The organism is Nostoc sp. NMS8 (assembly GCF_017115045.1).
Classification (GTDB): Bacteria; Cyanobacteriota; Cyanobacteriia; order Cyanobacteriales; family Nostocaceae; genus Nostoc.
Genome location: NZ_JABXKK010000066.1, coordinates 123,832 through 147,225, shown reverse-complemented (window position 1 = coordinate 147,225; position 23,394 = coordinate 123,832). Strand labels below are relative to the sequence as shown.

17 protein-coding genes are annotated in these 23,394 nt (G+C 41.8%); 9 read left to right on the top strand and 8 right to left on the bottom strand.

What is annotated here, in order from left to right; translation table 11 throughout:
• Both HWQ39_RS12600 and HWQ39_RS12595 read right to left on the bottom strand, forming a co-directional pair.
• On the bottom strand, positions 1 to 795 hold the full coding sequence (locus tag HWQ39_RS12600; RefSeq protein WP_292844919.1) for a peptidylprolyl isomerase: 795 nt from the start codon (positions 793 to 795) through the stop codon (positions 1 to 3).
• Between the two features lie 372 nt (positions 796 to 1,167).
• Positions 1,168 to 1,923, bottom strand: coding sequence for a PPC domain-containing protein (locus tag HWQ39_RS12595; protein ID WP_292844916.1), 756 nt, complete (start codon positions 1,921 to 1,923; stop codon positions 1,168 to 1,170).
• Positions 1,924 to 2,365: 442 nt separating this feature from the next.
• On the opposite strand from HWQ39_RS12595, the gene HWQ39_RS12590 reads away from it, so the two are divergent.
• The 3 genes from HWQ39_RS12590 to HWQ39_RS12580 all read left to right on the top strand — a co-directional run bounded on the left by HWQ39_RS12590 (position 2,366) and on the right by HWQ39_RS12580 (position 7,638).
• A complete protein-coding gene (locus HWQ39_RS12590; RefSeq protein WP_292844914.1) occupies positions 2,366 to 3,562 on the top strand; it encodes a hypothetical protein in 1,197 nt (398 codons plus the stop codon).
• Between the two features lie 66 nt (positions 3,563 to 3,628).
• Positions 3,629 to 6,148, top strand: coding sequence for a phosphoenolpyruvate--protein phosphotransferase (gene ptsP, locus HWQ39_RS12585; protein WP_292844911.1), 2,520 nt, complete (start codon positions 3,629 to 3,631; stop codon positions 6,146 to 6,148).
• Positions 6,149 to 6,672: 524 nt separating this feature from the next.
• Positions 6,673 to 7,638: an acetamidase/formamidase family protein gene (locus HWQ39_RS12580; RefSeq protein WP_292844908.1), complete on the top strand. Its 966-nt coding sequence runs from the start codon at positions 6,673 to 6,675 to the stop codon at positions 7,636 to 7,638.
• 279 nt (positions 7,639 to 7,917) lie between these two features.
• Here the strand turns inward: HWQ39_RS12580 and HWQ39_RS12575 are convergent, their stop codons facing one another.
• Positions 7,918 to 10,278, bottom strand: a complete 2,361-nt coding sequence (locus tag HWQ39_RS12575; RefSeq protein WP_292844905.1) for a hypothetical protein — start codon at positions 10,276 to 10,278, stop codon at positions 7,918 to 7,920.
• A 497-nt stretch (positions 10,279 to 10,775) separates the two neighbouring features.
• Between HWQ39_RS12575 and HWQ39_RS12570 the strand changes: the two genes are divergently transcribed.
• Entirely contained in the window at positions 10,776 to 11,324 is a 549-nt protein-coding gene (locus tag HWQ39_RS12570; RefSeq protein WP_292844902.1) for a hypothetical protein, read from the top strand.
• A 432-nt stretch (positions 11,325 to 11,756) separates the two neighbouring features.
• On the opposite strand, the gene HWQ39_RS12565 is transcribed toward HWQ39_RS12570, so the two are convergent.
• Positions 11,757 to 12,263, bottom strand: coding sequence for a hypothetical protein (locus HWQ39_RS12565; protein WP_292844899.1), 507 nt, complete (start codon positions 12,261 to 12,263; stop codon positions 11,757 to 11,759).
• 185 nt (positions 12,264 to 12,448) lie between these two features.
• Positions 12,449 to 12,748 carry an RNA-binding protein gene (locus HWQ39_RS12560; protein ID WP_292844896.1) on the bottom strand — a complete coding sequence of 100 codons (300 nt, stop codon included), beginning with the start codon at positions 12,746 to 12,748 and terminating at the stop codon, positions 12,449 to 12,451.
• Positions 12,749 to 13,209: 461 nt separating this feature from the next.
• Here HWQ39_RS12560 and ilvA point away from each other — a divergent pair, with 461 nt between their 5' ends.
• The gene (gene ilvA, locus HWQ39_RS12555; protein WP_292844893.1) at positions 13,210 to 14,721 is read left to right on the top strand and encodes a threonine ammonia-lyase, biosynthetic; all 1,512 of its coding nucleotides are present in this window, start codon (positions 13,210 to 13,212) and stop codon (positions 14,719 to 14,721) included.
• A gap of 238 nt (positions 14,722 to 14,959) precedes the next feature.
• Here the strand turns inward: ilvA and HWQ39_RS12550 are convergent, their stop codons facing one another.
• Both HWQ39_RS12550 and HWQ39_RS12545 read right to left on the bottom strand, forming a co-directional pair.
• The gene (locus HWQ39_RS12550; RefSeq protein WP_292844890.1) at positions 14,960 to 15,997 is read right to left on the bottom strand and encodes a hypothetical protein; all 1,038 of its coding nucleotides are present in this window, start codon (positions 15,995 to 15,997) and stop codon (positions 14,960 to 14,962) included.
• 10 nt (positions 15,998 to 16,007) lie between these two features.
• Positions 16,008 to 16,253, bottom strand: coding sequence for a hypothetical protein (locus tag HWQ39_RS12545; RefSeq protein ID WP_292844887.1), 246 nt, complete (start codon positions 16,251 to 16,253; stop codon positions 16,008 to 16,010).
• A 481-nt stretch (positions 16,254 to 16,734) separates the two neighbouring features.
• On the opposite strand from HWQ39_RS12545, the gene HWQ39_RS12540 reads away from it, so the two are divergent.
• A protein-coding gene (locus HWQ39_RS12540) for an ISAzo13 family transposase (RefSeq protein WP_292844995.1) occupies positions 16,735 to 17,966 on the top strand; the annotation gives its coding sequence in 2 pieces (ribosomal slippage) (positions 16,735 to 17,215 and positions 17,215 to 17,966; 1,233 coding nt in all).
• Positions 17,967 to 18,367: 401 nt separating this feature from the next.
• Here HWQ39_RS12540 and HWQ39_RS12535 read toward each other — a convergent pair.
• Positions 18,368 to 19,870, bottom strand: coding sequence for an energy transducer TonB (locus HWQ39_RS12535; protein ID WP_292844884.1), 1,503 nt, complete (start codon positions 19,868 to 19,870; stop codon positions 18,368 to 18,370).
• Between the two features lie 341 nt (positions 19,871 to 20,211).
• On the opposite strand from HWQ39_RS12535, the gene HWQ39_RS12530 reads away from it, so the two are divergent.
• The 3 genes from HWQ39_RS12530 to HWQ39_RS12520 all read left to right on the top strand — a co-directional run bounded on the left by HWQ39_RS12530 (position 20,212) and on the right by HWQ39_RS12520 (position 23,281).
• The gene (locus HWQ39_RS12530; RefSeq protein WP_292844881.1) at positions 20,212 to 20,880 is read left to right on the top strand and encodes a MotA/TolQ/ExbB proton channel family protein; all 669 of its coding nucleotides are present in this window, start codon (positions 20,212 to 20,214) and stop codon (positions 20,878 to 20,880) included.
• Complete coding sequence (locus HWQ39_RS12525; protein WP_292844878.1) at positions 20,867 to 21,271, top strand: biopolymer transporter ExbD; 405 nt, start codon at positions 20,867 to 20,869, stop codon at positions 21,269 to 21,271. The genes HWQ39_RS12530 and HWQ39_RS12525 overlap by 14 nt, the downstream gene beginning before the upstream one ends.
• A 777-nt stretch (positions 21,272 to 22,048) precedes the next feature.
• On the top strand, positions 22,049 to 23,281 hold the full coding sequence (locus HWQ39_RS12520) for a DUF4336 domain-containing protein (RefSeq protein WP_292844875.1): 1,233 nt from the start codon (positions 22,049 to 22,051) through the stop codon (positions 23,279 to 23,281).
• Positions 23,282 to 23,394 lie beyond the last annotated feature (113 nt).

Genomic DNA, 23,394 nt, shown 5'->3' with positions numbered 1-23,394 from the left:
CTATGCAGCTTCTTCCGCTTGTGCTGGTTTGCTATTGATTCCCATCCAGATTTTTTCTTCTGGTGAGAGTTGACTAAGTTGCTGTTGAAACCACTTTTCAAAATTTTCTTGCAGCAATCGTTGGCGCATAAAATCGTCCAACTGTGCAGCGATAAACTTTTCCACACGTACAATTATCCAAGAGTCGCCAAAGGCTACAGGTGCTTGGACTACACCCTCTTGACTTGTGGAAAGTAACTGAGCAAAATTGGGGTTAATAGCCCCAAGTTCCACTGGGCCGACGATGCCATTTGTATTAGCTTCTGGCCCTTGCGAATATTCACGTGCCAGTTCAGGAAATGACTGTTCTCCTTCGTTAATGCGGAAGAATAATTCGTTAGCCGTTCCTCGATGTTCAGTGCGGATCAGAGAATAAATGACTTTATCAAAATGTCTTTTGTATTTGAGAAAGTAAGATTCTAGTTGATGTCCCCAAGTTGCTTGTTTGAATTTTTCTACTCTCAGCTTGCGAGTTGCAAAAAGTTCTAACTGTTCTTGATTCAAACCGTAACGTAAGCACCAATCTTGGATTTTTTGCTGGGTTGTCAAATCCCAATGCTGATAAAATTGCTCTAGTGCATGAGATATTTCTGCTCTTGTGCAGGTGATAGGTGCGATCGCAGATTCGATAATGCTCTGAGACAACAATTGCGGAATCAGGTTGTAACTAGCCAAAAAGGGAATAATTTCTGTAGGCAAAGGGGTGCTGCAACTACGCCCGTCGTAAACATCACCTATTTTTAAAGCTGTCGTCATAATTGAATACTATTGTGTTGAAATATTTGACAAGTGCAGCTACAATATTTGCCATGAAGCGGTAAGCTTAGTTTTAACTATCTACCGTTTCCATCATTTGCATACCCTTGAAAGCATTGCCGTACAATACTTTCAAGTCCTACTCGCCACTTCCGATGCCTATTAAGCAAAAGAGGTGGTGAAGTAGTAAAAACATTCGAGCGTTGCGTCTTTATTCTGACTCCTAAGTTCTGAATTCTTCTTCAACTAGAATGTGGAATAAAAGCGGCAAAGTTCAGGTATGATTCTCTGCCGCTTGCACCATTTGCATACCCTTGAAAGCATTGCCGTACAATACCTTCAAGTCCTAATCACCACTGCCAATGCCTAAACTTAAGCAAAGATGGTGTTGAACTGATCGAAAGTCACAGTGTAGGGAGTACTACCAACGAATTGATCGACCTGCAAGTAATAGTTACCAGATTGGTTAATGTTGGAAATCAATTCTGATGTATTACCACCCCTAATAGAGCGTGCAACTTCTTCTCCAGCATCAACGATGCGATTATTGTTAGAGTCTCGAATCAGTCGGATATCAGCATCGGCGCTAAGTCCAGTCAAGCTAATATTTACACCCTTAAAAAGTCCTAAAGAGAAGCTGTAAACATCTGCGGTGTTATTGTTATTGATGTTACCAAAACGGGTAACATCACTTGTCAGATTACCAACTACAAATTCCTTCGGCAGAAGATTGCTGTAATCAGATGTCGAAGTGGGTGTAGTCGCAGACAAGTCTAAATCGTAAAAAACAGCACCGTTACTACCCGGAGCAAAGCGTTGTACTTCGGCAAAATAAGTACCTGCGTTGGCTCTAAGGTTAATGGAGTCATCAGCGTTACCTCCCCTAACAGAACTGGCAACTAATCCAAATGCTCGGTCACTAGCATCTAGTACACCGTTACCGTTAACATCGCGAAAAAGTCTCAGATCGGCATCATCGCCAGAGGTAATGTTGTTAAGAGACAAGTTGATGTTTCTGGTGCTGCCAATTGAGAACCTAAAGACATCTGTGGGATCTCCTGCATTGACATTGAAGCCATTGAAGGAACGAGCCGAGCTACCTAATGCACCAAGAAATTGAGTACTCATTATTTTTCCTTTAGAGATTGATTGTGTTTGGTCAAATTCAGGTACCTTGTGGTTTTTAAAGGTGTAAACCTTCAGATTTGAACTGACATTTACTTAACTGGAGTGGCTGAGGGTTTTATGCAAACAAGGGAATAAAATTTTATTCTTCGCATTCAAGTCTTAGCTGTTTCCTTTTGTGCTAGCCGCTTTCAGAACCTTTTGTTTAACCATAAATCTAAAATAAGCTGTTGTTTCAATAAACACAGCATGAAAAAGACTTCAATAGTTAGATGTTTGAAAAAAAATCTCAGGGCTTTGTATGATTTAGTCATAAAAAGTCTTATTTAGTAAGCTGATTACCTAAAGTTTCGTGGATGCGATGTCTTCGATGGGCTATGTCTACGCAACTCATTAGCCTTAAAGTGGTAACGACAACTTATTGTTGAATTGCGGTCAAGAGACGATGAATGCTGTAATCAATTTATTGCTTTTTTTGCTACCGATTCTGAGTAGCCTTTGGATTAGCCAAACTTTCAACCCTCTATCTTCTTATCAGCCTCTCCAGGTTATAGATGGGGCTGCGTTATATAAAAAACAATTAACCAATGGTAACGAAGCATATTTACAAGTTATCGATCTCCGCAAAATGCACATAGACCAAATTACCGGAGAGGTAGATGATATGGGTCTAAATGAGGGCAAATATTATAAAGGGGAAGGCGGACATTACAGCCCTTTTTTCCAAAATAAGTTGTTTTCTGAAGTAACAGACGAATATAAGAAACTTTACGAAAACAACGTTTTTTCCATGATTAATTGTTCTTTCTTTGAGCAATACCAATCTAGTACTCAATTATCCTTTCCGATCAAACTCAATGGTGTTGTTATCACTGGTGGCACTAGCCCTTATGGCCCAATCAAGGAACCAAAAAATAAATATTATAGTAATATTCGCCTCAAAACCTTAGTCTGGGATAATAAGCAGGCATACATTACCGATTACAATCCAGTTAGCGGTGTGCCTCTGAACCAAAAAGCAGTAAAAAATGCGATCGCTACTTACCAATACAGCGATCATCCGGCGAAAGTATTAGCCCAAAACCAAGCGAATAAATATCAACTCATCGGTACTCTGAACAAAGATGGTGTTAAGGGTGACGAGTTGTTGGCGATTATGACGGTGAACCAGGCAACTCTGGACGAAGCAGCCGATTTATTACGTAAATTAGGAGTTAAAGGCGATATTATTACCGTTGATGGCGGCAGATCAACTTATCTATTCAATTCCCAACAGGGAAACATTATTGTTCCCCAATTGTCTAATCTGCAAGAAAATCCTACTTTCCGGCATCTACCTCATTATCTGGGATTCCGTAAGAGAAGCAAAAATCAAGTCGCGCCAAAGATTTTGATTACTCAGCCAGTGAAGAAAGTACTTCCAAAGAAAGATCAGCCTTATTTAATATTGTGGCGGAATAATTTTGATGGTGATGTCTCGATTAAGTTGTACGATGGGAACAAACTTATCCAAAACATTTCTTCCCGTACTGCTAGCGATGGAGTTTATGAGTGGATACCAGGTATTGATCTAAAAGAAGGCTATTTTGTTCGCATTTCTAGCTGGAAAGACCGGAATATTTTCGGGCAGTTGCAATTGTAATTTAGCGGTACGGGAAAATGTAAGGTAGAACTAGCTAAACGCAAACCTCTCAACAAGGTTGACGGTGTGGCCACGATCGCAATTGTTATCGTTTCTCACAGTAAACAACTGGCTCTGGGTGTGCGGGAACTCGCCGCGCAGATGGTTCAGGGCCAAGTTTCCATTGCTGTTGCAGCAGGGATTGAAGATTCTGAAAATCCATTGGGTACAGATCCCATCCAGGTTTATGAGGCGATCGCTTCTGTATTTTCTGATGATGGTGTCTTGGTTTTAATGGATTTGGGTAGTGCTTTGCTAAGTGCAGAAATGGCAATTGAGTTTCTACCAGAAGCACAACAGCAAAAAGTGTATTTGTGTGAAGCACCGCTAGTAGAAGGTGCGATCGCTGCTGTAGTAGCGGCGGCGGCTGGTGGAGATATTCACCAAGTTATGGCGGAAGCACGCGGCGCACTCCTAGCAAAAGCAACTCAATTGGGTTTAGTTAGTAGTCCGTTGTCTGCTATCACCCCAACAACAACCAATATAGAATCACCAACGCGAGAAATCCAGCTGATTGTGAGCAATCGCTTAGGATTACACGCCCGTCCCGCAGCGCAGTTTGTCGCAACCGCGGCCCGGTTTCAATCCCAAATTCTGGTACGGAATTTAACGAGAAATACTCAGCTAGTTAGGGGTGACAGTATTAACCAAGTTACAACTTTAGGAGTGCGTCAAGGACATGAACTGCTGATTACTGCCACTGGCTCAGATGCAGATGAGGCGCTGGCAGCATTACAAGCATTATTCGCAAATAACTTTGGTGAAGATCGTATTGCTTTGAATTCTCCACCAGCATCTCATCATCAAGTTACCCCAACAACTCACGGCGAACTTTCGGGGATTGCAGCTTCTCCAGGAGTAGCGATCGCACCTGTTGTTCATTATCAACCCACTCACATTATTGTTACGCAACACCACGTTGAAGATGTTGAAGCAGAGTGGCGAAGATTACAAACAGCAATCCACACCGCCCAACAAGAAATTCAAGCAGTTTTCTCACAAGCATCTCTGCAAATTGGTGATGCTGAAGCCGCCATTTTTGATGCCCAACTACTATTTTTAGAAGATCCAGTGTTGTTGGAAGCGGCTAAAGAGCGCATTTTAGCAAACCATATAAATGCTGAAGCCGTTTGGCAAGCTGTAGTAGATGAAGTAATAGCTTCTTACCACATACTTGAGGATTCTTATCTGCAAGAGCGAGTTGATGATGTTGTAGATGTCAGGCAAAGGGTACTACGATTACTATCTGGCAATGCCCCCCCTAACCTGCATCTTGAGCAACCGGTGATTTTAGTAGCGACTGATTTAACTCCCTCTGATACCGCTGGATTAGATCCGACAAAGGTATTGGGTATTTGTACTACTTCTGGTAGCGCCACTTCCCATAGTGCAATTATCGCCCGGACATTGGGTATTCCCGCAGTTCTGGGAGTAGATGCCCAGGTGTTACAGTTAGCAGATGGTACACTTATGGCCCTTGATGGCGAAAGTGGCAGAGCTTGGGTAGAACCAGAATCACACATCCTAGATTTACTAGCAGCAAAGCAGTCAGCTTGGCAAGCTGCCCAACAAGAAGCCCAAGCTACAGCCCATCAACCAGCAATTACTCGTGATGGTAAGCAAATTAGCGTCTTCGCCAATATTGGTAGTATAAATGATGTCCAAGTTGCTGTAGCTAGTGGTGCAGAAGGTGTGGGACTACTCCGCACTGAGTTTCTGTATTTAGACCGAACAAGCGCCCCGACGGAAGAAGAACAATTAGCAGTATATCAGGCGATCGCTCAAGTTTTAGATAATCGTCCGCTAATTATTCGTACCCTCGATGTTGGTGGTGATAAGCCACTTCCCTATCTCAGAGTCGGGTTAAGAGAAGCTAATCCTTTTTTAGGCTGGCGGGGAATTCGTTTCTGTTTAGATCATCTGGATTTGTTCAAAACTCAGTTACGGGCAATTTTGAGAGCCAGCGTCGGACACCAAATTAAAATCATGTTGCCGATGATTGCTACGGTGACGGAGGTACGTGCAGCTAAGATAATTTTGGGGGAAGTGCAGGCTGAACTCAATCAAGCTGGTATTGACTTTGATGCCGCGATGAAAGTGGGAATTATGATCGAGGTTCCGTCAGCAGTGGCGATCGCAGATCGGTTAGCCGCTGAAGTAGACTTCTTTAGTATAGGTACTAACGACCTGAGCCAGTATGTTATGGCTAGCGATCGCACTAATCCCCGCGTGGCAAATTTAGTTGATGCGCTACATCCAGCAGTGTTACGAATGGTGCAGCAAACTGTACAAGCTGCTCATACAGCTGGGATTTCAGTCGGATTATGTGGAGAATTGGCAGCAGATACTTTCGCAACACCAATTTTATTAGGCTTAGGGCTGGATGAGTTGAGCGTCAATCCCCAAAGTATAGCTAGAGTGAAGCAGGCGATCGCTCGATTAAGTATAGTTGCAAGTGAAGCGATCGTGGCATCAGCATTACAGCAAGATTCTGCAACTCACGTCAGAGAGCTAATTTCAACAGAAATCGGCGGGAATCGCATTTAAATCTTCACTTTTTTCATAAATACTACGACTTACGCATTGACAAGAAATATCAAATATGAATTAAAGTTAAAAATCATATCTTTCGTAAGGGCACAGCATTGCTCATAGGTGTCAACTTAAGCTGGAAATAGCTTAACTGTTGGCTTCCATGCCCGCGCGGAAATAAATTTTCGGGCTAATAGCTTAAGTCTACTGAAGTAGACTGGAGATTTTTGGCGATATTTAGTCATCTTCAGATAACTTTAGCTATGAGACGGGAATTTCAATTCCTGGCAGACAAGCGGTTTCGCGTTAAGTTAACACTAATGAGCATTGCTGTGTCCCTACAGCATGGTTTATTTGCGTAGTTTACCGCCGTAGGCATCGCAGGATAATTAAGAAAAGCCTGAAAACTTCCTATTTTAGGTAATTCACATCACGACGCATTTGTACAGTGCGTAAGTCCTAAATACGAAGTCCGTTTACAGAGCAACTAAATTTATGTGGCTCATTAATTTTTAATTTTTAATTCGGAGCAAAGCGATGTGACTCATTACATTTTAAAAGCCTCAAAAGAAACTGTGCATTTAGGTGGTTTTTCTAATCTGCTAAAACCAGCACTCATTATTGATTCTGGCGATACAGTTGATGTAGAAACTTATACTGGTTACTACGTTTACGACAAAGCACCACCTGAGTTTCTCACACCAGAATTTCTCGACATCTGCCAAAATTTTCTCCCGGAACGAAAAATTGCTGGAGGGCCGCATTTACTCACAGGGCCAATTTATGTGCGCGATGCTGAACCAGGGGATGTTTTAGAAGTACAATTAGATGCGATCGCACCTCGTTTACCTGTCGGCTTCAATGCCATTCGTGCAGGTTGGGGAGCTTTACCACATCAGTTTCCTCAGCCTGCTTTGAGATTTATCCCTCTAGATTTGGTAAACAATATCGCTGAATTTCCAGTAGGTGCTGGCATAAAAATTCCCCTCAAACCGTTTTTTGGAATTCTTGGTGTCGCTACTCCAGAAACCTCTCGAACTTCTATCCCACCAGGTTCTTACGGTGGTAATATCGACAATCGGGAACTGCAAGCTGGTTCTCGTTTATTTTTGCCAATTTTCGTACCAGGTGCATTATTTTCCATTGGTGATGGACATTCGGCACAAGGAGACGGCGAAGTAAATGTCACCGCCATAGAAACTTCTATGAACGGTAGAATCACACTGAAACTTCGCAAGGATTTACAACTCACAACACCAATTGCCGAAACTCCAACTCATATCATCACAATGGGTTTTGCTCAAACCTTAGATGAAGCCTTAGAACTGGCTTTAAAAAACATGATTGATTTTCTGGAACGCTTCGTAAATTTGCCGCCAGAAGATGCTTATGTATTATGTAGTCTAGCTGTGAATTTTCACATTACTCAAGTTGTAAACAGTCCCCAAAAAGGTGTACATGGAATGCTACCCAAATCAATTTTTTCTAAGCTAGACTTTATCTAAATCAAGTAAAAGGGATTGGGGATTAGGTTGCAGGGAGCATCCCAAATGTGTAAAAACATAATTTGTCATTGCGTACTCCTTTAGAGAACCCGTAGGGTACGGAACCCAGTCAAGTAAAGCAATCGTAAACTACAGATGTTGCGATCGCTTTATTCTGCAACTCTTGGAGACGCTACCGCGTAGCAAGATCCTCGTAATGGTAAGCTTCATTCGCAATGACAAGTAACGATTTTGGTAAATTTACAAAATTGGGATGTTCCCAACATAATATTCTTTGTTCTAAACTCTCACTAATGAACCTTTGGTGATGAATTTACCTACGAGATTATCAAGCTTAATAAATCTAGTTGAATCCTCTTCGGGTGTATCAAAATTACAAACAATGATGCTGTAGTTTATTGTGGCTGTGGCATAGCTAGAGTTAGAGTTGTAAACCCCGCCACCTTTGCCAGACTCTTCTCCACCGGAACTGAGTTCGATCCCAAAAGCTTTATTGTGCCTGATAATGCTGTTGCCCACTGTTAAGCTAGCATTATTGTAAATGCCACCGCCAAAGTGCGCCTGGTTGCCAGTTATACTGCTATAGCTCACCTTAACGATGCCTAAGCCATCATTTGTAATAGTAGCTATCAAACCAGTGCCTTTAGGGACTTGCACCATCTTGCCAAAGTCTTGGTCAGGATCATTGTAGATGCCACCGCCGGCTGTACCTGCCGTATTGTCACTAATGCTGCTATGAGTTACCGTAAAGATGCCTAATGTATTGTACCTGCTGGACTCGTTAAAGCCTGGATAGGAGATGCTAAACTCGTTAGAGCTAGAATTGTAGATTCCACCACCGTAATCTTTGGCATAATTATCACTGATAGCGCTGTAACTTACTGATATAGTGCCATTATTGTAGATCCCGCCTCCAGTGGATGCAGAATTGTCACTAATAGTGCTATTAATCACCGTTAGGCTGCCATAAGCTACATAATCAGGTCCTCTATAGCCGGGGTAGGTAAAGCCTCCGTTAAAAATCCCGCCGCCGTTTGTCCCCGTCGAATTGCCACTGATAATGCTATTGCTCAGGGTTATAATACCCAAATTATAGATGCCGCCTCCGTAGTCTGCTGTGTTGCCACTGATGATGCTGTTAATCACGCTTATAGTGCTGGAAGTAGAATTAGACCCATTATTCTGTTGAGAATAATTATAGATACCACCGCCACCGCCTTTGAGTGCCGAATTGCCACTAATGATGCTGTTAGTTACAGTTATAGTCTTAGGGGTTGAGCCGGAGAAATTTATGATAGCGCCGGTAGTATCATATATACCGCTGCCGCGAACACCATCATAGATTCCACCTCCGCTGCCTTTGAGTGCCGAGTTACGACTAATATTGCTATTACTCACGGCTATAGTGCCAAGGAGTGAGCCGTCGCCACCAATATAGATGCCGCCGCCGCTAAAAGTTGCCGAGTTGTCAGTAATGGTGCTGTTACTCACTGATAGAGTTAGGGTGCCTGACTCTATGTTGATGTAGATGCCGCCTCCATCAATTGCTGTGTTCCCACTAATGGTGCTGTGGTTCACAGTTACAATCGCAGTATCGTAAGTGCTGCTATCAATGCCGCCACCATCGTATGCTGTGTTGTCAGTGATGGTGCTGTAGTTCACGGTTAGGTTGCTTTGATTGTAAATGCCGCCGCCGCTGCCGTAGTAGCTGGGGATGCCGCCGCCCGTGTTGGTGGCGGCGGCGGCATCGTATGCTGTGTTGTCAGTAATAGTAGTATGATTTAGGGTTAGACTGCCAGTATTGTAAATGCCACCGCCGATGTCTGCTCTGTTGCCAGTGATACTGCTATAGTTCACATCTGTGATATTAGCATTGCTATTGCTGTTATAGATGCCTCCACCGTAGTATGCTGTGTTGTCAGTGATGGTGTTGTAGTTTAGGGTCAGGCTGCCCTTATTGTAAATACCGCCTCCACCCATATCTGCTGTGTTGTCAGTGATGGTGTTGTAGTTTAGGGTCAGGCTGCCCTTATTGTAAATACCGCCGCCGTTACCACTGTCGCCGGTTTCCCCAATTGCACTATTACGACTGATGGTGTTGTGGTTCAGGGTCAGGCTGCCAGTATTGTAAATGCTTCCGCCGTTACCATTTGCTCTGTTGCCAGTGATGGTGCTGTAGTCCAATGTGAGGCTACCAGTGTTAAAAATACCACCACCTTCCCCGATTCTGTTTCCGTAAATGTCTGTTGCATTGCCGTTTACTGTATTACCAGTGATAGTGCTATTGCTCAAGGTAAGAACGCCTTCATTGGAGATCGCACCGCCTCCTTCTGAGCCTTTGTAGCTATTGGTAATAGTCAGCCCATTGATTGCAGATGTTACACCACTGGCAATGTCAAAAACACGAGAAGCACTATCATCCTTAATGGTTAGTAAGCTTGGATTTATGCCTTGAATGGTCAGATTGTCTGTGATACTCAGACTACTACCAGTCAAACTGATGGTATGAGCTAACCCATCTGTAAATAGTCCACCAAAATTGATGATGTCTTTTCCTGAAAGAGCATTGGTATCTAGAATTGCCTGCCGCAGCGATCCTGTACTACTGTTATTCGTATTAGTGACGGTAAATGTAGACATTCCGATTACTCCAATTGTTTAAAATCGTATAAAATTTGACATCAGATATAAGTCTGCAACTATCTTTCTGCTGTTCACCGATAGTGAGAGATCAAAGTTAATTTGAAAAACTGCGATCGCCCTATTGATCTGCTAACCCCAAAATGCGCTTTTTCGGCTTGGGGTGCATATTAAAGATTAAAGGTTAAAACACTTTCGCAAATAGCCAAGTTCACTCTCGTGAACTACTGAGAGCATTTTGAGATTTAAGTCTTAATTGTTTGACTTAATTGTGATGAACTTAATTAGATTAATTCATTAACTAACAGTTATTTTTTTTTTAAGATTTTATTTACATCTATGTCAGTCTTGTGTCATTAATATGTCAAATGTGTATATAAGTTCAAAATAAAAATCTTTCTAAAGACAGATGAATGATTAAAGTAAAGAGTATGTAAATACCTGGTAAAGAATAGTATTTTACTTTGATTAAAGAATATAGCTGTGGTAGTCTGCTTATGTATAATTACTTAGCTGTCAATCAAGTGCATAGTATAGAACACTCTAGTACTCCAATACCAAAGAACCTATTGTTTCAAGGTTTAGCTGCTATAGCCTTAGCTGGCATTACATTCTCAGTGTCTAATACACCCACATCAGCCGTATCACTCATTGGTGATAATCTAAGTTCTAATTCACCATTATCGGGCAGTGAAGGTATATATAATAACATAAAATCGGATGTCTCACTTATACTATCTGCAAGTGATAATTATAACAATGCTGGCGCAGTGCCGGGTCTAAACAACTACTTTGCAGAAACAAATTCTGTAGTTGAGATTATTAACAGTACACCTACTAGTATTGTAAGTTTTAGAGAAAGTATAACTGTTTCAAATGGGTTTACTTTTACTAACTCTACCCCATCTTTTGACATCAATATAACACAAGTGTCAGAACCGATACTATTAACTGAACCTAATACATTACCAGGATTATTTGTATTAACTGGATTTGCACTATTACTATGTAGAAAGAACACGAAAGATGATGATAAACTAATGTAATATTAAGTTGCAATCGATAGTATTTTTTAAGGAAAGTAAAAATCAGCGATTATTGGAAAAGCCGACGAAAAATCTAACCCCCTAATACCATTTCACTTTATAGCGGTTGCCATTCAAATGCGGTACAAAATTATATCGCAAGGTCTAGGGGAAATTCATGTAGACGCGTACCCCTGCGGAAAAGCAAGCTACGCGGAGCATCTCAAAGATTTGCGGCTTCTCGCAGCATATTGCCACTATGGGTGTACCCCACGTGAATGAAAACCGCTATAAGGTTGATACAAATAGGCAGCAGGGGGCAGGGGAAAAGAGTTAGAGACAAATCATTTGTATCAAGTATTTCATCAAATGGTATAATCTACTTCCTATATCAGGAAGGGTAAAAGTCAGATTACAAACTTGCTTACCTATCAATTGAAACTTGACAGCCTACTATAAAGATATTGTCGAATTTGCAAGCAGCCAAGCTTTCTGAGTCCATGCGTTATTAAATAACCCGACCTCTGACACTTTTAATTCAAATGAATGGGGTGGTGATTCTAGCAATAATGGCGAACCTTTATCATGAGCCTCAACTAAGTTAACTATCCAGGGAAGAAAGTCTAAGATTTCTTTTGGTAGTACAGTTAACTCGAAATCCCACACTAAATTTAGACCCCGGCATACTTGTCCTTTTCTAAATACCGTCACTCTACCAGCACTTTTGTTAATAGCCAGCCGAAGAATGAATGGGCGAAATGGGACAAATTCATCGGGTGCTGTATAAGCATATACATTTATATAGTTCAGTCTTTGCCTACGATCCATCCAAGATGCGATCGGTGAATTACTACTATAAGATGTACTAGTTATAATCACTGGCATATTCATAGCAGCAGCAAAGTTAGAGTAGAACTTATGCCTTAGTTCGCTAACAATATGTTTAGCTTCTGGGTTCATGGTTGCTACACCTATTACAAAAACGATACCTGCGATCGCCGACGCTAACGCATGGCTTCATCAGAATTATTTTCTAAAACCTCCTGTCTCCAGCCCTCTGTCTTTCTTCGGTCAACCGAAGCAAAAAAAAGGCAGACGCCTTGTCTGCCCTCAAGACTTTAGAGTTAAACTCTTGGTTTTAGACCTTAATAGGGTCGAGAGTATCCTCCTCCACCTCGTCTACCACCAGAAGAACCTCCATCAGTCTTGGGCTTGGCTTTATTAACTTTTAAGCTTCGACCCATCCATTCAGCATTATCAAGGGCATCAATCGCCGCTTGTTCTTGTGCGTCTGATTCCAATTCTACAAAGCCAAAACCTCTTACCCGACCTGTTTCTCGGTCGATAGGCAATTGAACATTTTTGACAGTTCCGTATTCTGCAAAGATTTGCCGGAGGTCATCTTCTTTAACCTCATAAGATAGATTACCGACGTAAATTGACATAAAATGTCTCCAGAATCAAATGGTGTAGAGATTTAGATCCGGAGAGGTCTGTAATACAAGTATATATAAAAACAAACTACATAGCCGAATTTCATCTTCCACGGATACTTTAACATAAATTAAAAAGTTATGTTCATCAGCAACACTATACTTATTGCAATTCGATTTGATTTTTGAACTTATTTGCCTAAGTAGGGAGTAGGAAATCAGGAATCACCTTTTTCAAGTTGTACGGAGTTTTTTCATAAATTAAATCGGAAAAATCTATCTACGAGCGATCGCATAAAATTTGAAGTTACCAAAAATTCTCATCCCTGAACTTATTTTTCTTCAAACAGTATGAGTAATTTTGAAATTTTATTCACTCAAAAGTTTGAGAGAGCGCAATTAAATAAAACCAGTGCGATCGCTTGTAACGTAAAATTAATCTCCATCCAGCATTTGCTAACACCTTGACGCCCATGTTTTGCGACTACCTAATTCAAATCCTGACTGCCCGTGTGTATGATGTTGCCCAAGAAACACCACTTGAGTATGCACCAAATTTATCGGCGCGGTTGAATAATCAACTCCTGTTGAAACGTGAAGATATGCAGTCAGTATTTTCTTTTAAATTACGGGGTGCTTATAACAAAATGGTGCAACTGCCACCAGATGTATTAGCAAAGGGTGTAATCGCGGCATCTGCGGGAAACCACGCTCAAGGAGTTGCCCTTGCAGCCAATCGCTTGGGAACCAAAGCGATTATCGTGATGCCCATAACTACGCCTCAAGTCAAGGTAGACGCTGTGAGAATGAGGGGCGGGGCAGTTGTATTACATGGAAACACCTACGACGATGCTTATAGCTATGCCCGTGAATTAGAAGTAGAAAAAGGATTGACTTTTATTCATCCCTTTGACGATCCTCATGTCATCGCAGGACAAGGAACAATCGGGATGGAAATTTTACGACAATATCAGCAACCCATCCATGCGATTTTTGTGGCAATTGGAGGAGGCGGATTAATTTCTGGGATTGGGGCTTATGTGAAACGGTTGCGTCCCGAAATCAAGATTATTGGGGTTGAACCAGTAGATGCGGATGCAATGTCTCAATCGCTCAAAGCTGGACATCGGGTGCGCTTGTCACAAGTGGGGTTATTTGCTGATGGCGTGGCGGTGCGAGAAGTTGGTGAAGAAACCTTCCGTTTATGTCAGCAGTATGTAGACGAAATCATTTTGGTAGATACAGACGCTACTTGTGCTGCAATTAAAGACGTATTTGAGGATACGCGATCAATTTTAGAACCGGCTGGTGCATTAGCGATCGCAGCTGCTAAAGCCTACGCCGAACGAGAACAAATCCAGGGAGAAACCTTAATCGCTATTGCCTGCGGTGCAAACATGAATTTTGATCGCCTCCGCTTTGTCGCAGAGCGAGCAGAGTTTGGTGAACGCCGCGAAGCGATCTTTGCAGTTACAATTCCAGAAGAACGGGGAAGTATTCGCCAGTTTTGTGAATGTATTGGCAGCCGTAATCTTACCGAGTTTAATTATCGCATTGCCGATGAAAAAACAGCCCATATTTTTGTAGGTGTGCAAATTCAAAACCGTGCTGATGCTGCAAAGATGGTAGAAACCTTTGAAACTCATGGATTTGAAACCCTTGATTTAACGGACGACGAACTAACCAAGTTACATCTGCGGCACATGGTAGGTGGGCACTCTTTCTTGGCTCACAATGAATTGCTCTATCGTTTTGAATTTCCCGAACGTCCCGGCGCATTGATGAAGTTTGTTACTTCCATGAGTCCCAACTGGAATATCAGTCTTTTTCACTATCGCAATAACGGCGCAGACTACGGACGAATCGTTGTTGGTATCCAAGTTCCCCCCCACGAGATGGAAGAGTGGCAAGCTTTTCTCGATCATTTGGGCTATCGCTATTGGGATGAAAACAAGAATCCGGCATACAAGTTGTTTTTGGGATAGAGGTATTGGGACTGGGGACTGGGGAAGATGGGGGAGAGTAGGGAGTAGGTAATAGAGCAATACAGTTCAGAATGAGCAACGAAACACTTGTCTTGACGGCGATTTATCGAGTCTCGAAAACCCAAAATTGTTGCCAGTAGCCCTTAACCCAAGCGTATTGGGTAATAGAGAGCAAACAATAGAGGTGCAGAGAGAGGCAAAGGAGCAGAAAAACAATGCCCCATGCCCCATTCCCAATTTAACGAGAACTCCCCTTCGATATCAGATTGGAGTCCCAAGTATAGAAGCCGATTTGGTTAGGAACTCTAGAGAATCTGCCTGTACGATAGCCTCTAGATAATTCATTCAGCACCTTATTTTTGATCTCTCTGAGTTGCTGAGAATCTAGTTCTCCATAAATTCCGGCGATGACTTCAGCAACACTGAAAACTTTACCTGGATTTTCTTCCAACAGAGAGGTGAGGGCATCAATTAAGAATTGACCCTCAAAGGCTTTGAGCATCGGTACTGTTTTTGTCGGGGGTATGAAAGGCTTCTTATTTTTGTTTTTGATACTCCTAGAAGTACCATTGCGATTAGTTGGGGCTACCAGACTTAAATCCAGAGTATAACAACCTGGTTCATCGGGAATAGTTACCCAATAATTTCTTTCTCTACCTTGGGTGAGGGAAGATTGTACCCTACCTTTAACTACTCTGAATAGATTGGAATCTAACTCTCCATAAAGCGATCGCACGATAAAATCGATATGACAAACAGTACCTATCTGCTCTTGCAATAGCTGTTTTATGGCTTCCATTCGCGAGATAGTGTGCTGATATTGAGGTAGCAAGGGGATTTCTACTACCTTCATTGAACTATCGTTGTTCTCTGGGGCGATCTTTGGATCTGTTGATGTCGTTACAGATTGACTCTCTTTTGTATCAACAGCAGAAAAAGAATTATTGATCTCAACCTGATTTGAGTCTTTTTGTTCTGACTGTACAGACTCCACTAAGTTGATTTCGTCGATGTCATCAAGGGGTGATAAAAACCGCAGAGAACCTTCTGGGGAAAGATTTGAGGTTTCATCAGCCGCAGTTAGTCTTGATATCTCTTTGTTGGCATCAGAAAAAGACCAGTTAGATAACAACGCTTCTACATGATCGAGCTGCGATCGCGCCTGCACAAAGAGACGTTCGTACTCTTCTGTGAGGCGAGCATAATAGTCTCGTAATTCCAACAGTGGTGAGAGAAAGGTTCCCGGAGGCGGTTCTAATTGTCCATTTTGAGTCATAAGGCTTTAATCAATTTAAATCGATGTCACTTTTATAAGACATTGCTCTGGGTTTTGCTTTCTGAGATGCTGGTTGGGATTTTTTAGGCGCTTGGGGAGGGCGACATCTCTCACAATATAAGGGTCGAGGGCCGAAAGTCTCGCGCTTTGTCAGATCGTTACACTCTTTACAGACAAACTGGAAAACACGAGTATGAATCTGTCTTTTGTGCGCCCGGACAGTATATTCCCTAACATCAATGAATTTACTTGCCATAATCAGGAATTGTGAATTGCCGTCGTATCAATGTCCTATCAATATAGCTATTCAAGCAAATCAAACCGCATCAGTGTGTGTTTATGTAGAAGTTTTATTCAAATCAGTGAATTTGACGCCTAGCATAAAGTGCAGATGAGCAACTTGAGAGTTAGCTATTGACTATTCTCTCAGCATATAAGAGGAACAAACACAAGCACCATTTCTTAGGCGCAGGCGATTTGCATCAGACATCTCCAGAAATTAAAGATGCGTTACCCAGAACCCTTGTATAGACGTAGCACTGCTACGTCTATACATTCTTTTTCACCAGATGTCTATTGTCCTCATTAATGGGACTGCCAGAAAATAAACTATTCCACTAACAATAATGATAATCATTTTAAGGGGAATGAAGGGGCTGCTGTCGGCAGCCCCTTCATTCCCCTTTTGTAGTAATTTAAATAATGACGCTTGTTTTTGAGTGTGGTAACTGATGGCCATAATATTAACTGATTCTCTCAAAAAGTTGTTGATTGAAACTGCATTTCAATTAAAAGGTGCAGCAAAACGTAAATTTATGGCACAGACAGTTCAGGGCTTAGGTTTAGGAGGGCAAAGGCTTGCACAATCAGAATTAGGATGGAATCGAGATACGATTCGGAAAGGAACAAGAGAATTAAAAAGCGGTATTACTTGCATTGATAACATGAGTGCAAAAGGACGTTATAAAGCAGAAGAACATTTGCCAAGTCTTTTAGCAGATATAAAAAATATAGTAGATTCCCAAAGCCAAACTGACCCTAGTTTTAAAAGTCAAAGACTATATACCAGACTCAGTGCTGCCGAAGTCAGAAAGCAACTAATAGAAAAGTATGGTTATAGCGATGAAAAGTTACATACGTCAGAAACAATTCGAGTCAAATTAAATAATTTAGGTTACAAGCTCAGAAGGGTAAAGAAAGTTCAACCTCAAAAAAAATCCCACAAACTGATGCAATGTTTGAGCAATTAGACATAGTTAATATTGATGCTTTGAAAGATAAAAGTATTTTACGTCTGAGCATGGACGCAAAAGCTCGCGTTAAGATTGGCTCATTTGATCGCAGGGGTAAAAGCCGGGACGGGGCGAAAGCTGACGACCATGATTATAACCCAAAAACAACTGTAACTCCTTACGGTATATTTCTTCCAGAGGAGGATGAGCTATTTTTATACTTTACAGAATCGAAAGTTACAAGCGATTTTATTGTTGATATTTTAGAGGATTTTTGGTTAGAACAAAAGCATCGTTTTTCCGATATTCAAACCCTGCTTCTCAATCAAGATAATGGGCCACAGAACAGTTCACGGCGTACCCAATTTATGAAACGTATAGTAGAATTTGCCCAAAAACATCAAGTAAATATACGTTTAGCTTACTATCCGCCCTATCATAGTAAATATAATCCGATAGAAAGAACATGGGCAATACTAGAGAATCATTGGAATGGCAGCATTTTAGATGAAGTGGAGACGGCTTTAAAGTTTGCTAGTACTATGAAATGGAAAGGGAAACATCCAGTAGTTAAGCTAGTACACAAAACTTATGAAAATGGGGTAAAGCTTACAAAAAAAGCTATGGCTCAAATTGAAAAACAGATTGAGCGACTAACCGATTCTACTCATGAAGTTTTTCCAAATTTAGGTAATTGGTTTATTGATATTTGTTGTAGTAAAACAAAAGTTATTTGATTTTAATAACAGCATTTATTTAGCTACAAAACATACTAATTTTACACTGTTTAACTTCAAAGCAAACGACAAGTGTATATATTTTTCATGCATAGATGAGGGGGAGAAAAGGGGTTGCCTTCGGCAACCCCTTTTCTCCCCCTTAAAATGATTATTATTCTTAAAAAAACCTGTCTCTTGTTTTTCTTGGAATAATTTATTCTTTGGAAGTCCCTTATCAGAAATGGATAGAGAAAAGTGCAGGATTACTCACTTCCACTTCTATTGATTGGCAAATCAAATACTTGACGAAGCCATTCCTGTCTAAAAAAAACAACCACCTCCTAAAAATAGAAGGCGGTGTGCGATCGCTAATTTAAGTATGATTGCAATAAGTTTGTAGTCAGGTTCAACTTGACAGACTACTGCTGACTGGGAGCAGCAGGTTGTGATTGAGGTTGTTGGCGTAAACCGCGCAAAGCTTCTCGCAACTTGTTTTGGCTAGCATTATCTCTTCGCCGCCGCCGATTTATGGGTGCTTGTGGCTTTTGTGATGAATTGGTAATCGCTCGTTCACGTTGGATGCGGCGTAAGGATTCTCTTGCAGTTCTTTGAGTACGAGTTGTCCTAGCTTCAGATGAAGAGTTTGTCGCAGGACTTTCCGCTCTTTGAGGTTCCAGTCGCCGACTAAATCCAGATATTGCTGGTTTTGTGGCTCTAGCTTCATTATTAGATGAAGGTGTCAACTCTCTGCGCCTGCGTCTTGGAGTTTCCTCTGTAGAATTGGCAGCCGTTGTCTGCTGGGTTCTTTCTTCGGCTTGTCTTTGCGCTTGCCGTTCTTGAACTTGGCGCGATCGCTGTGAACCTTTTATGGCAAATTCAGTGGCGATGGACACTCCTTGTCTACCGCCTTCTGCGGGTTTTAATTTCCACTCACGCGCTTGTCTGGCTGTTTCTTCATCCAAATCGCGGTTTCCACTGGAGCGAGCAATCCGCACATTTGTCACATTACCTTGTGCATCAGTATCTACAGCTACTTCTACTCTGCCTTCAACTCCTCGCCGTCTTGCTGCCTCTGGATATTTAGCATTACATTCACGGCAGGCTGCACGACCATTACCATTACCTGAACTGTTAATTTTTGGAGGTGTTGGCCCTGTTGCTACTGTGGGACGGTTTCCTGTTTCATTGCCAATTCCACTGCCAGTACCACTGCCAATTCCACTGCCAGTACCACTACCAGTACCACTGCCAATTCCACTACCAGTACCACTGCCAGTACCACTACCAATGCCACTACCAATGCCACTGCCAATACCGCTACCAGTGCCAGTGCCAGTTCCACTGCCAACACCACCGCCAGTGCCAGTGCCAGTTCCACCACCACTACCAGTACCAGTGCTTGTACCTACAGCAATACCACTACCTGAGCCTAAACCAACACCAGAGCCACCACCGCCGCCACCACCACCGCCACCCGCAGAACTTGCTTTGGAATCTTCAGATAGAGGCGATCGCGGAATGGGTACAGATTTCACAGGAACTTCTGGCTTAGTAGCAATTGCTTCTGGCGGTGTATTTGTCGACTGTGGCTTCTGAGCAACTGCTGTAATCTGTTCTTCCTGCTGAATTTTTTCTACTGGTGGAGTTTCTATAGGCTGTTTTTGGATAATCTCTGGTTCTTTTTTGATTTCTTCTGGAATCTCTGCAATTGGTTTTTCTGGTTCCGCAGTCGGAGAATCCACGATCGCAAACTCTATTGGTTCTTCTTCACCTGTGGACACTCTCGTTAAATAATTACCTATGCCTGAGGACAGTACGCCGATATGCAGCGCCAGTGAACCTATCAGACTGTAAGTCAGAAAAGACTTGAGAGCCTCAACTTCTTTGGAACGTTGCTCGACAGTAGTGCCGGAAAAACTCATAGCTATTGCTACCTATTCTCACTAATTTAGCTATCTTAGAATGCATGGTTGCAAATATCAAGTAAAAAATTAAAATCATTTCGGGCACTGTTACGAACAGCATAATCAACAGGAAAAATATCTTTCCTGTTGATTATGAGGATTTCTAGATACGGTTAATTTTTGTGTTATCTGTTAATTAAATTAATTTATGTAAAACAGAAAAAGATTTAATAAAATTAATGATGGCTAGATTTGAAGAAATTATGATTATATCTTAGACTCTATTGAGAAAAAGTTTCATTTTTTAGCTTGATTCTGGTAGTCTGATTTTGTATTGTTGATGACGTTAGAGGCACTACATGGGAATTCAGAATTTGTTTGAAGCAGGCGGTGTGGTTATGTTACCCCTACTAGCCTTTTCGGTCTTGGCAGGGGCACTAATGATTGAGCGGGCAAAGTTTTGGATACAGATTGGTAAGCGTCAAAACCGGGTAGTGCGAGAGGTTTTAAATCTTTATCGACTTGATAATGTGGTGAGTGCTGTGGATAAGCTGCAAAAAAATGTAGATTTACCCATAGCACGCATTTTTCTGGCTGGACTACAGCTAGAAAGACCAACTCCAGAGAAATTTCGTTTGGCTTTGAAAAGCGAAGCGCAAGCAGAAATTCCTACGCTCAAGCGGTTTCAAGCTGTATTTGACACCATTATCGGTTTAGCGCCTTTGTTGGGACTTCTCGGCACAATTTTAGGATTAATTCGCTCATTTGCGGGGCTGAATATTGGTGATGTCGGAGGTACTAAAACTGGTGTAGTTACTGCTGGTATTAGTGAAGCTTTAGTTGCTACCGCCTCAGGATTGATTGTGGCTATCTTTGTGCTTTTAGGAGCCAGTATTTTCCGGGGACTATACCAGAAACAGATAGCAATGATTCAAGAGTACGGCGGACAGTTAGAAATACTGTTCCTTGATCGCTATGACCAACTCGATCGCCACGAACAACAGGAGAAGTCCTATGGATCTAGATGATAATGAACCAGATTTACAACCATTTATAAATGTAGTACCTCTGATTGATGTAATGTTTGCCCTTTTGACATTTTTTATTATGTCAACGCTGTTTTTAACACGATCGGAAGGGCTACCAGTAAATCTACCGAAGGCAGCCACGGCCAAAGAACAGCAAATTCCCAATAAAATTACCATCACGGTAGATGAAAAAGGTCAGGTAAGCCTAAACCGCAATCCAGTAGCAGTTAATGATTTAGCAGCACAAGTGCGGACTTTAGTTGGTTCTAACCTAGATACATTGGTGATTATTAATGCCGATCAAAAGGTCTTGCACGGTGAGATAGTGGGGATAATGGATCAAGTACGTCAGGTGAAAGGAACAAGGTTAGCGATCGCTACCCAAAGATAAAAACTAAGTAGGTCGGCGTAAATAATTATAGCGTTTCTCGTTTACGTGAGGTACACCTGTAGGGGCACGGTATGTTCCCTACAGCTTGCAATATAACGTTGTACCCCATCTGAATGGGAAATGCTATATGGTTTTGATAAGGCAGAAAGTAGGGGCTTAACTATTGTCTGATCGCAGATTTTAGCAAGGATAGGAGCAATCATAAATTCTCTGATTGATCTCTCATCTGTTAGGTTAAAAAGCTTTATATTCTGTTGTAAGTAATTTTGTAAAAATTCTAAATAGCTAATATCAGCAAAGTATATTGGTAATTATAGCTCTGTGCGATCGTAGCCGCACTCAAACTCAGCTATAGGACTAGTATTTGATTTTTGAAATATACGTAGTAACGTACCAAAAGCTTGAGATGGTGCGTTACGCAACGCTTTCACACCCTAGAAATACTAAATCTCCGATTTAGTGGGGGACTTAAACCCATTTATTCAGACGCGACTCGAAAATACTCACTACCGCTACGCTATCCGCCAGTCGCATAGAATTCAATTTTGAATTCTGGCTCCTGACTCCTGAATTCTGTTTTGTTAAAATTTTATATTTACTCATAATTTTTATTGTGAATTAACTACATCAAAGATATTACGAATTACAAATTAAGTTAGCGAAGTGGGACATAGCCCATTACGAATTGGTATTGTTATTTCAACAATTTGCTAAACTCCAACTTTAGGAATAACAAATAAAAACAATTTGAGCAGGGAATCTGAAGGGGGTTGCAGAGTGGCTGATGATGAACGCAGAGTCAATACACAACAGATTTACCCAAGGGATTTTTCCTGGGGATTATGGCCTGTTTTGCCACTCTACCCTTATGGCAGGCGGCAGACAATCCGTAAAGAAGTCCTTAAGGACACAATCTGGAATTTTGACCAGATTCAGGGCATTTTCTACGTTGTTGTACCGATTCGTATGACTGTTGTTAAGCTCGAAGCTGGGGGTCTTCTCGTTTACGCGCCTGTTGCGCCAACTCCAGAGTGCATCAGGCTTGTGAATGAGTTGGTGGCAAAACACGGTAATGTTAAGTACATTATTTTGCCAACTATCTCTGGTATAGAACACAAGGTTTTCGTCGGCCCCTTCGCCAGATACTTTCCGACTGCACAGGTGTTTGTGGCTCCCCATCAGTGGAGTTTTCCGCTAAATCTACCCCTTAGCTGGCTTGGTTTACCCCCAAAACGAACTCAATTACTCCCAGAAGATAGTCGCAAAACACCCTTTGCTGATGAGTTTGATTATGCAATGCTTGGCCCCATTGCTCTTGGGGCTGGTAGATTTGCAGAAGTTGCTTTTTTTCACAAGCGATCGCATACTCTTTTAGTAACAGATTCCGTGCTTTCGATCCCAGACGATCCACCTGCGATCGTTCTATTAGATCCATATCCTTTGCTATTTCATGCCAAGGATCGTGCTTCTGATATTGTTGCAGACATTCAGGAAAATCGCCGTAAGGGATGGGGGCGGATCTCGTTGTTTGCTTTGTACTTTCAACCAAAGGCACTAGATATACCCCAATGGAGTCAGGTGTTGCAAGATGCCCTGAAAGCACCAGAACGCTCAAGAAAAGCCTATTTTGGATTATATCCCTTTAAATGGCATCCAGATTGGCAGCGATCGTTTGATGCTTTGCGAGGAAATGGGCGTTTGTTTGTCGCCCCAATTTTACAGACATTGATTCTGAACCGCGCGCCAAAAGAAACCATTGAGTGGGCTGATAAAGTTGCAAGTTGGGACTTTGAGTGGATTATTCCCTGCCATTTTGATTCACCGATTAAAGCCGAACCGCAGCAATTTCGCCAAGCTTTCTCTTTTTTGGAAAAGCAGCCTGCTGTCAGTGAAGGTTTGTTTAGCAGTAGCAGCTATCCTTTACCAGAAGAGGATTTTAAAACACTTAGAGAAATCGATGCAGGTTTAAATAAGTTTGGCATTGTGCCAGCAGCAAAGGAGAAGGTGTAGGCATAGAGCAATACGCTTGGGTTACAAGACGCGATAAATCGCCGTCTCTACAAGTGTTTTGACTAATTAGATTTTATTACCCCTTCAGTTAATTACATTTGAAGCAGCCAACT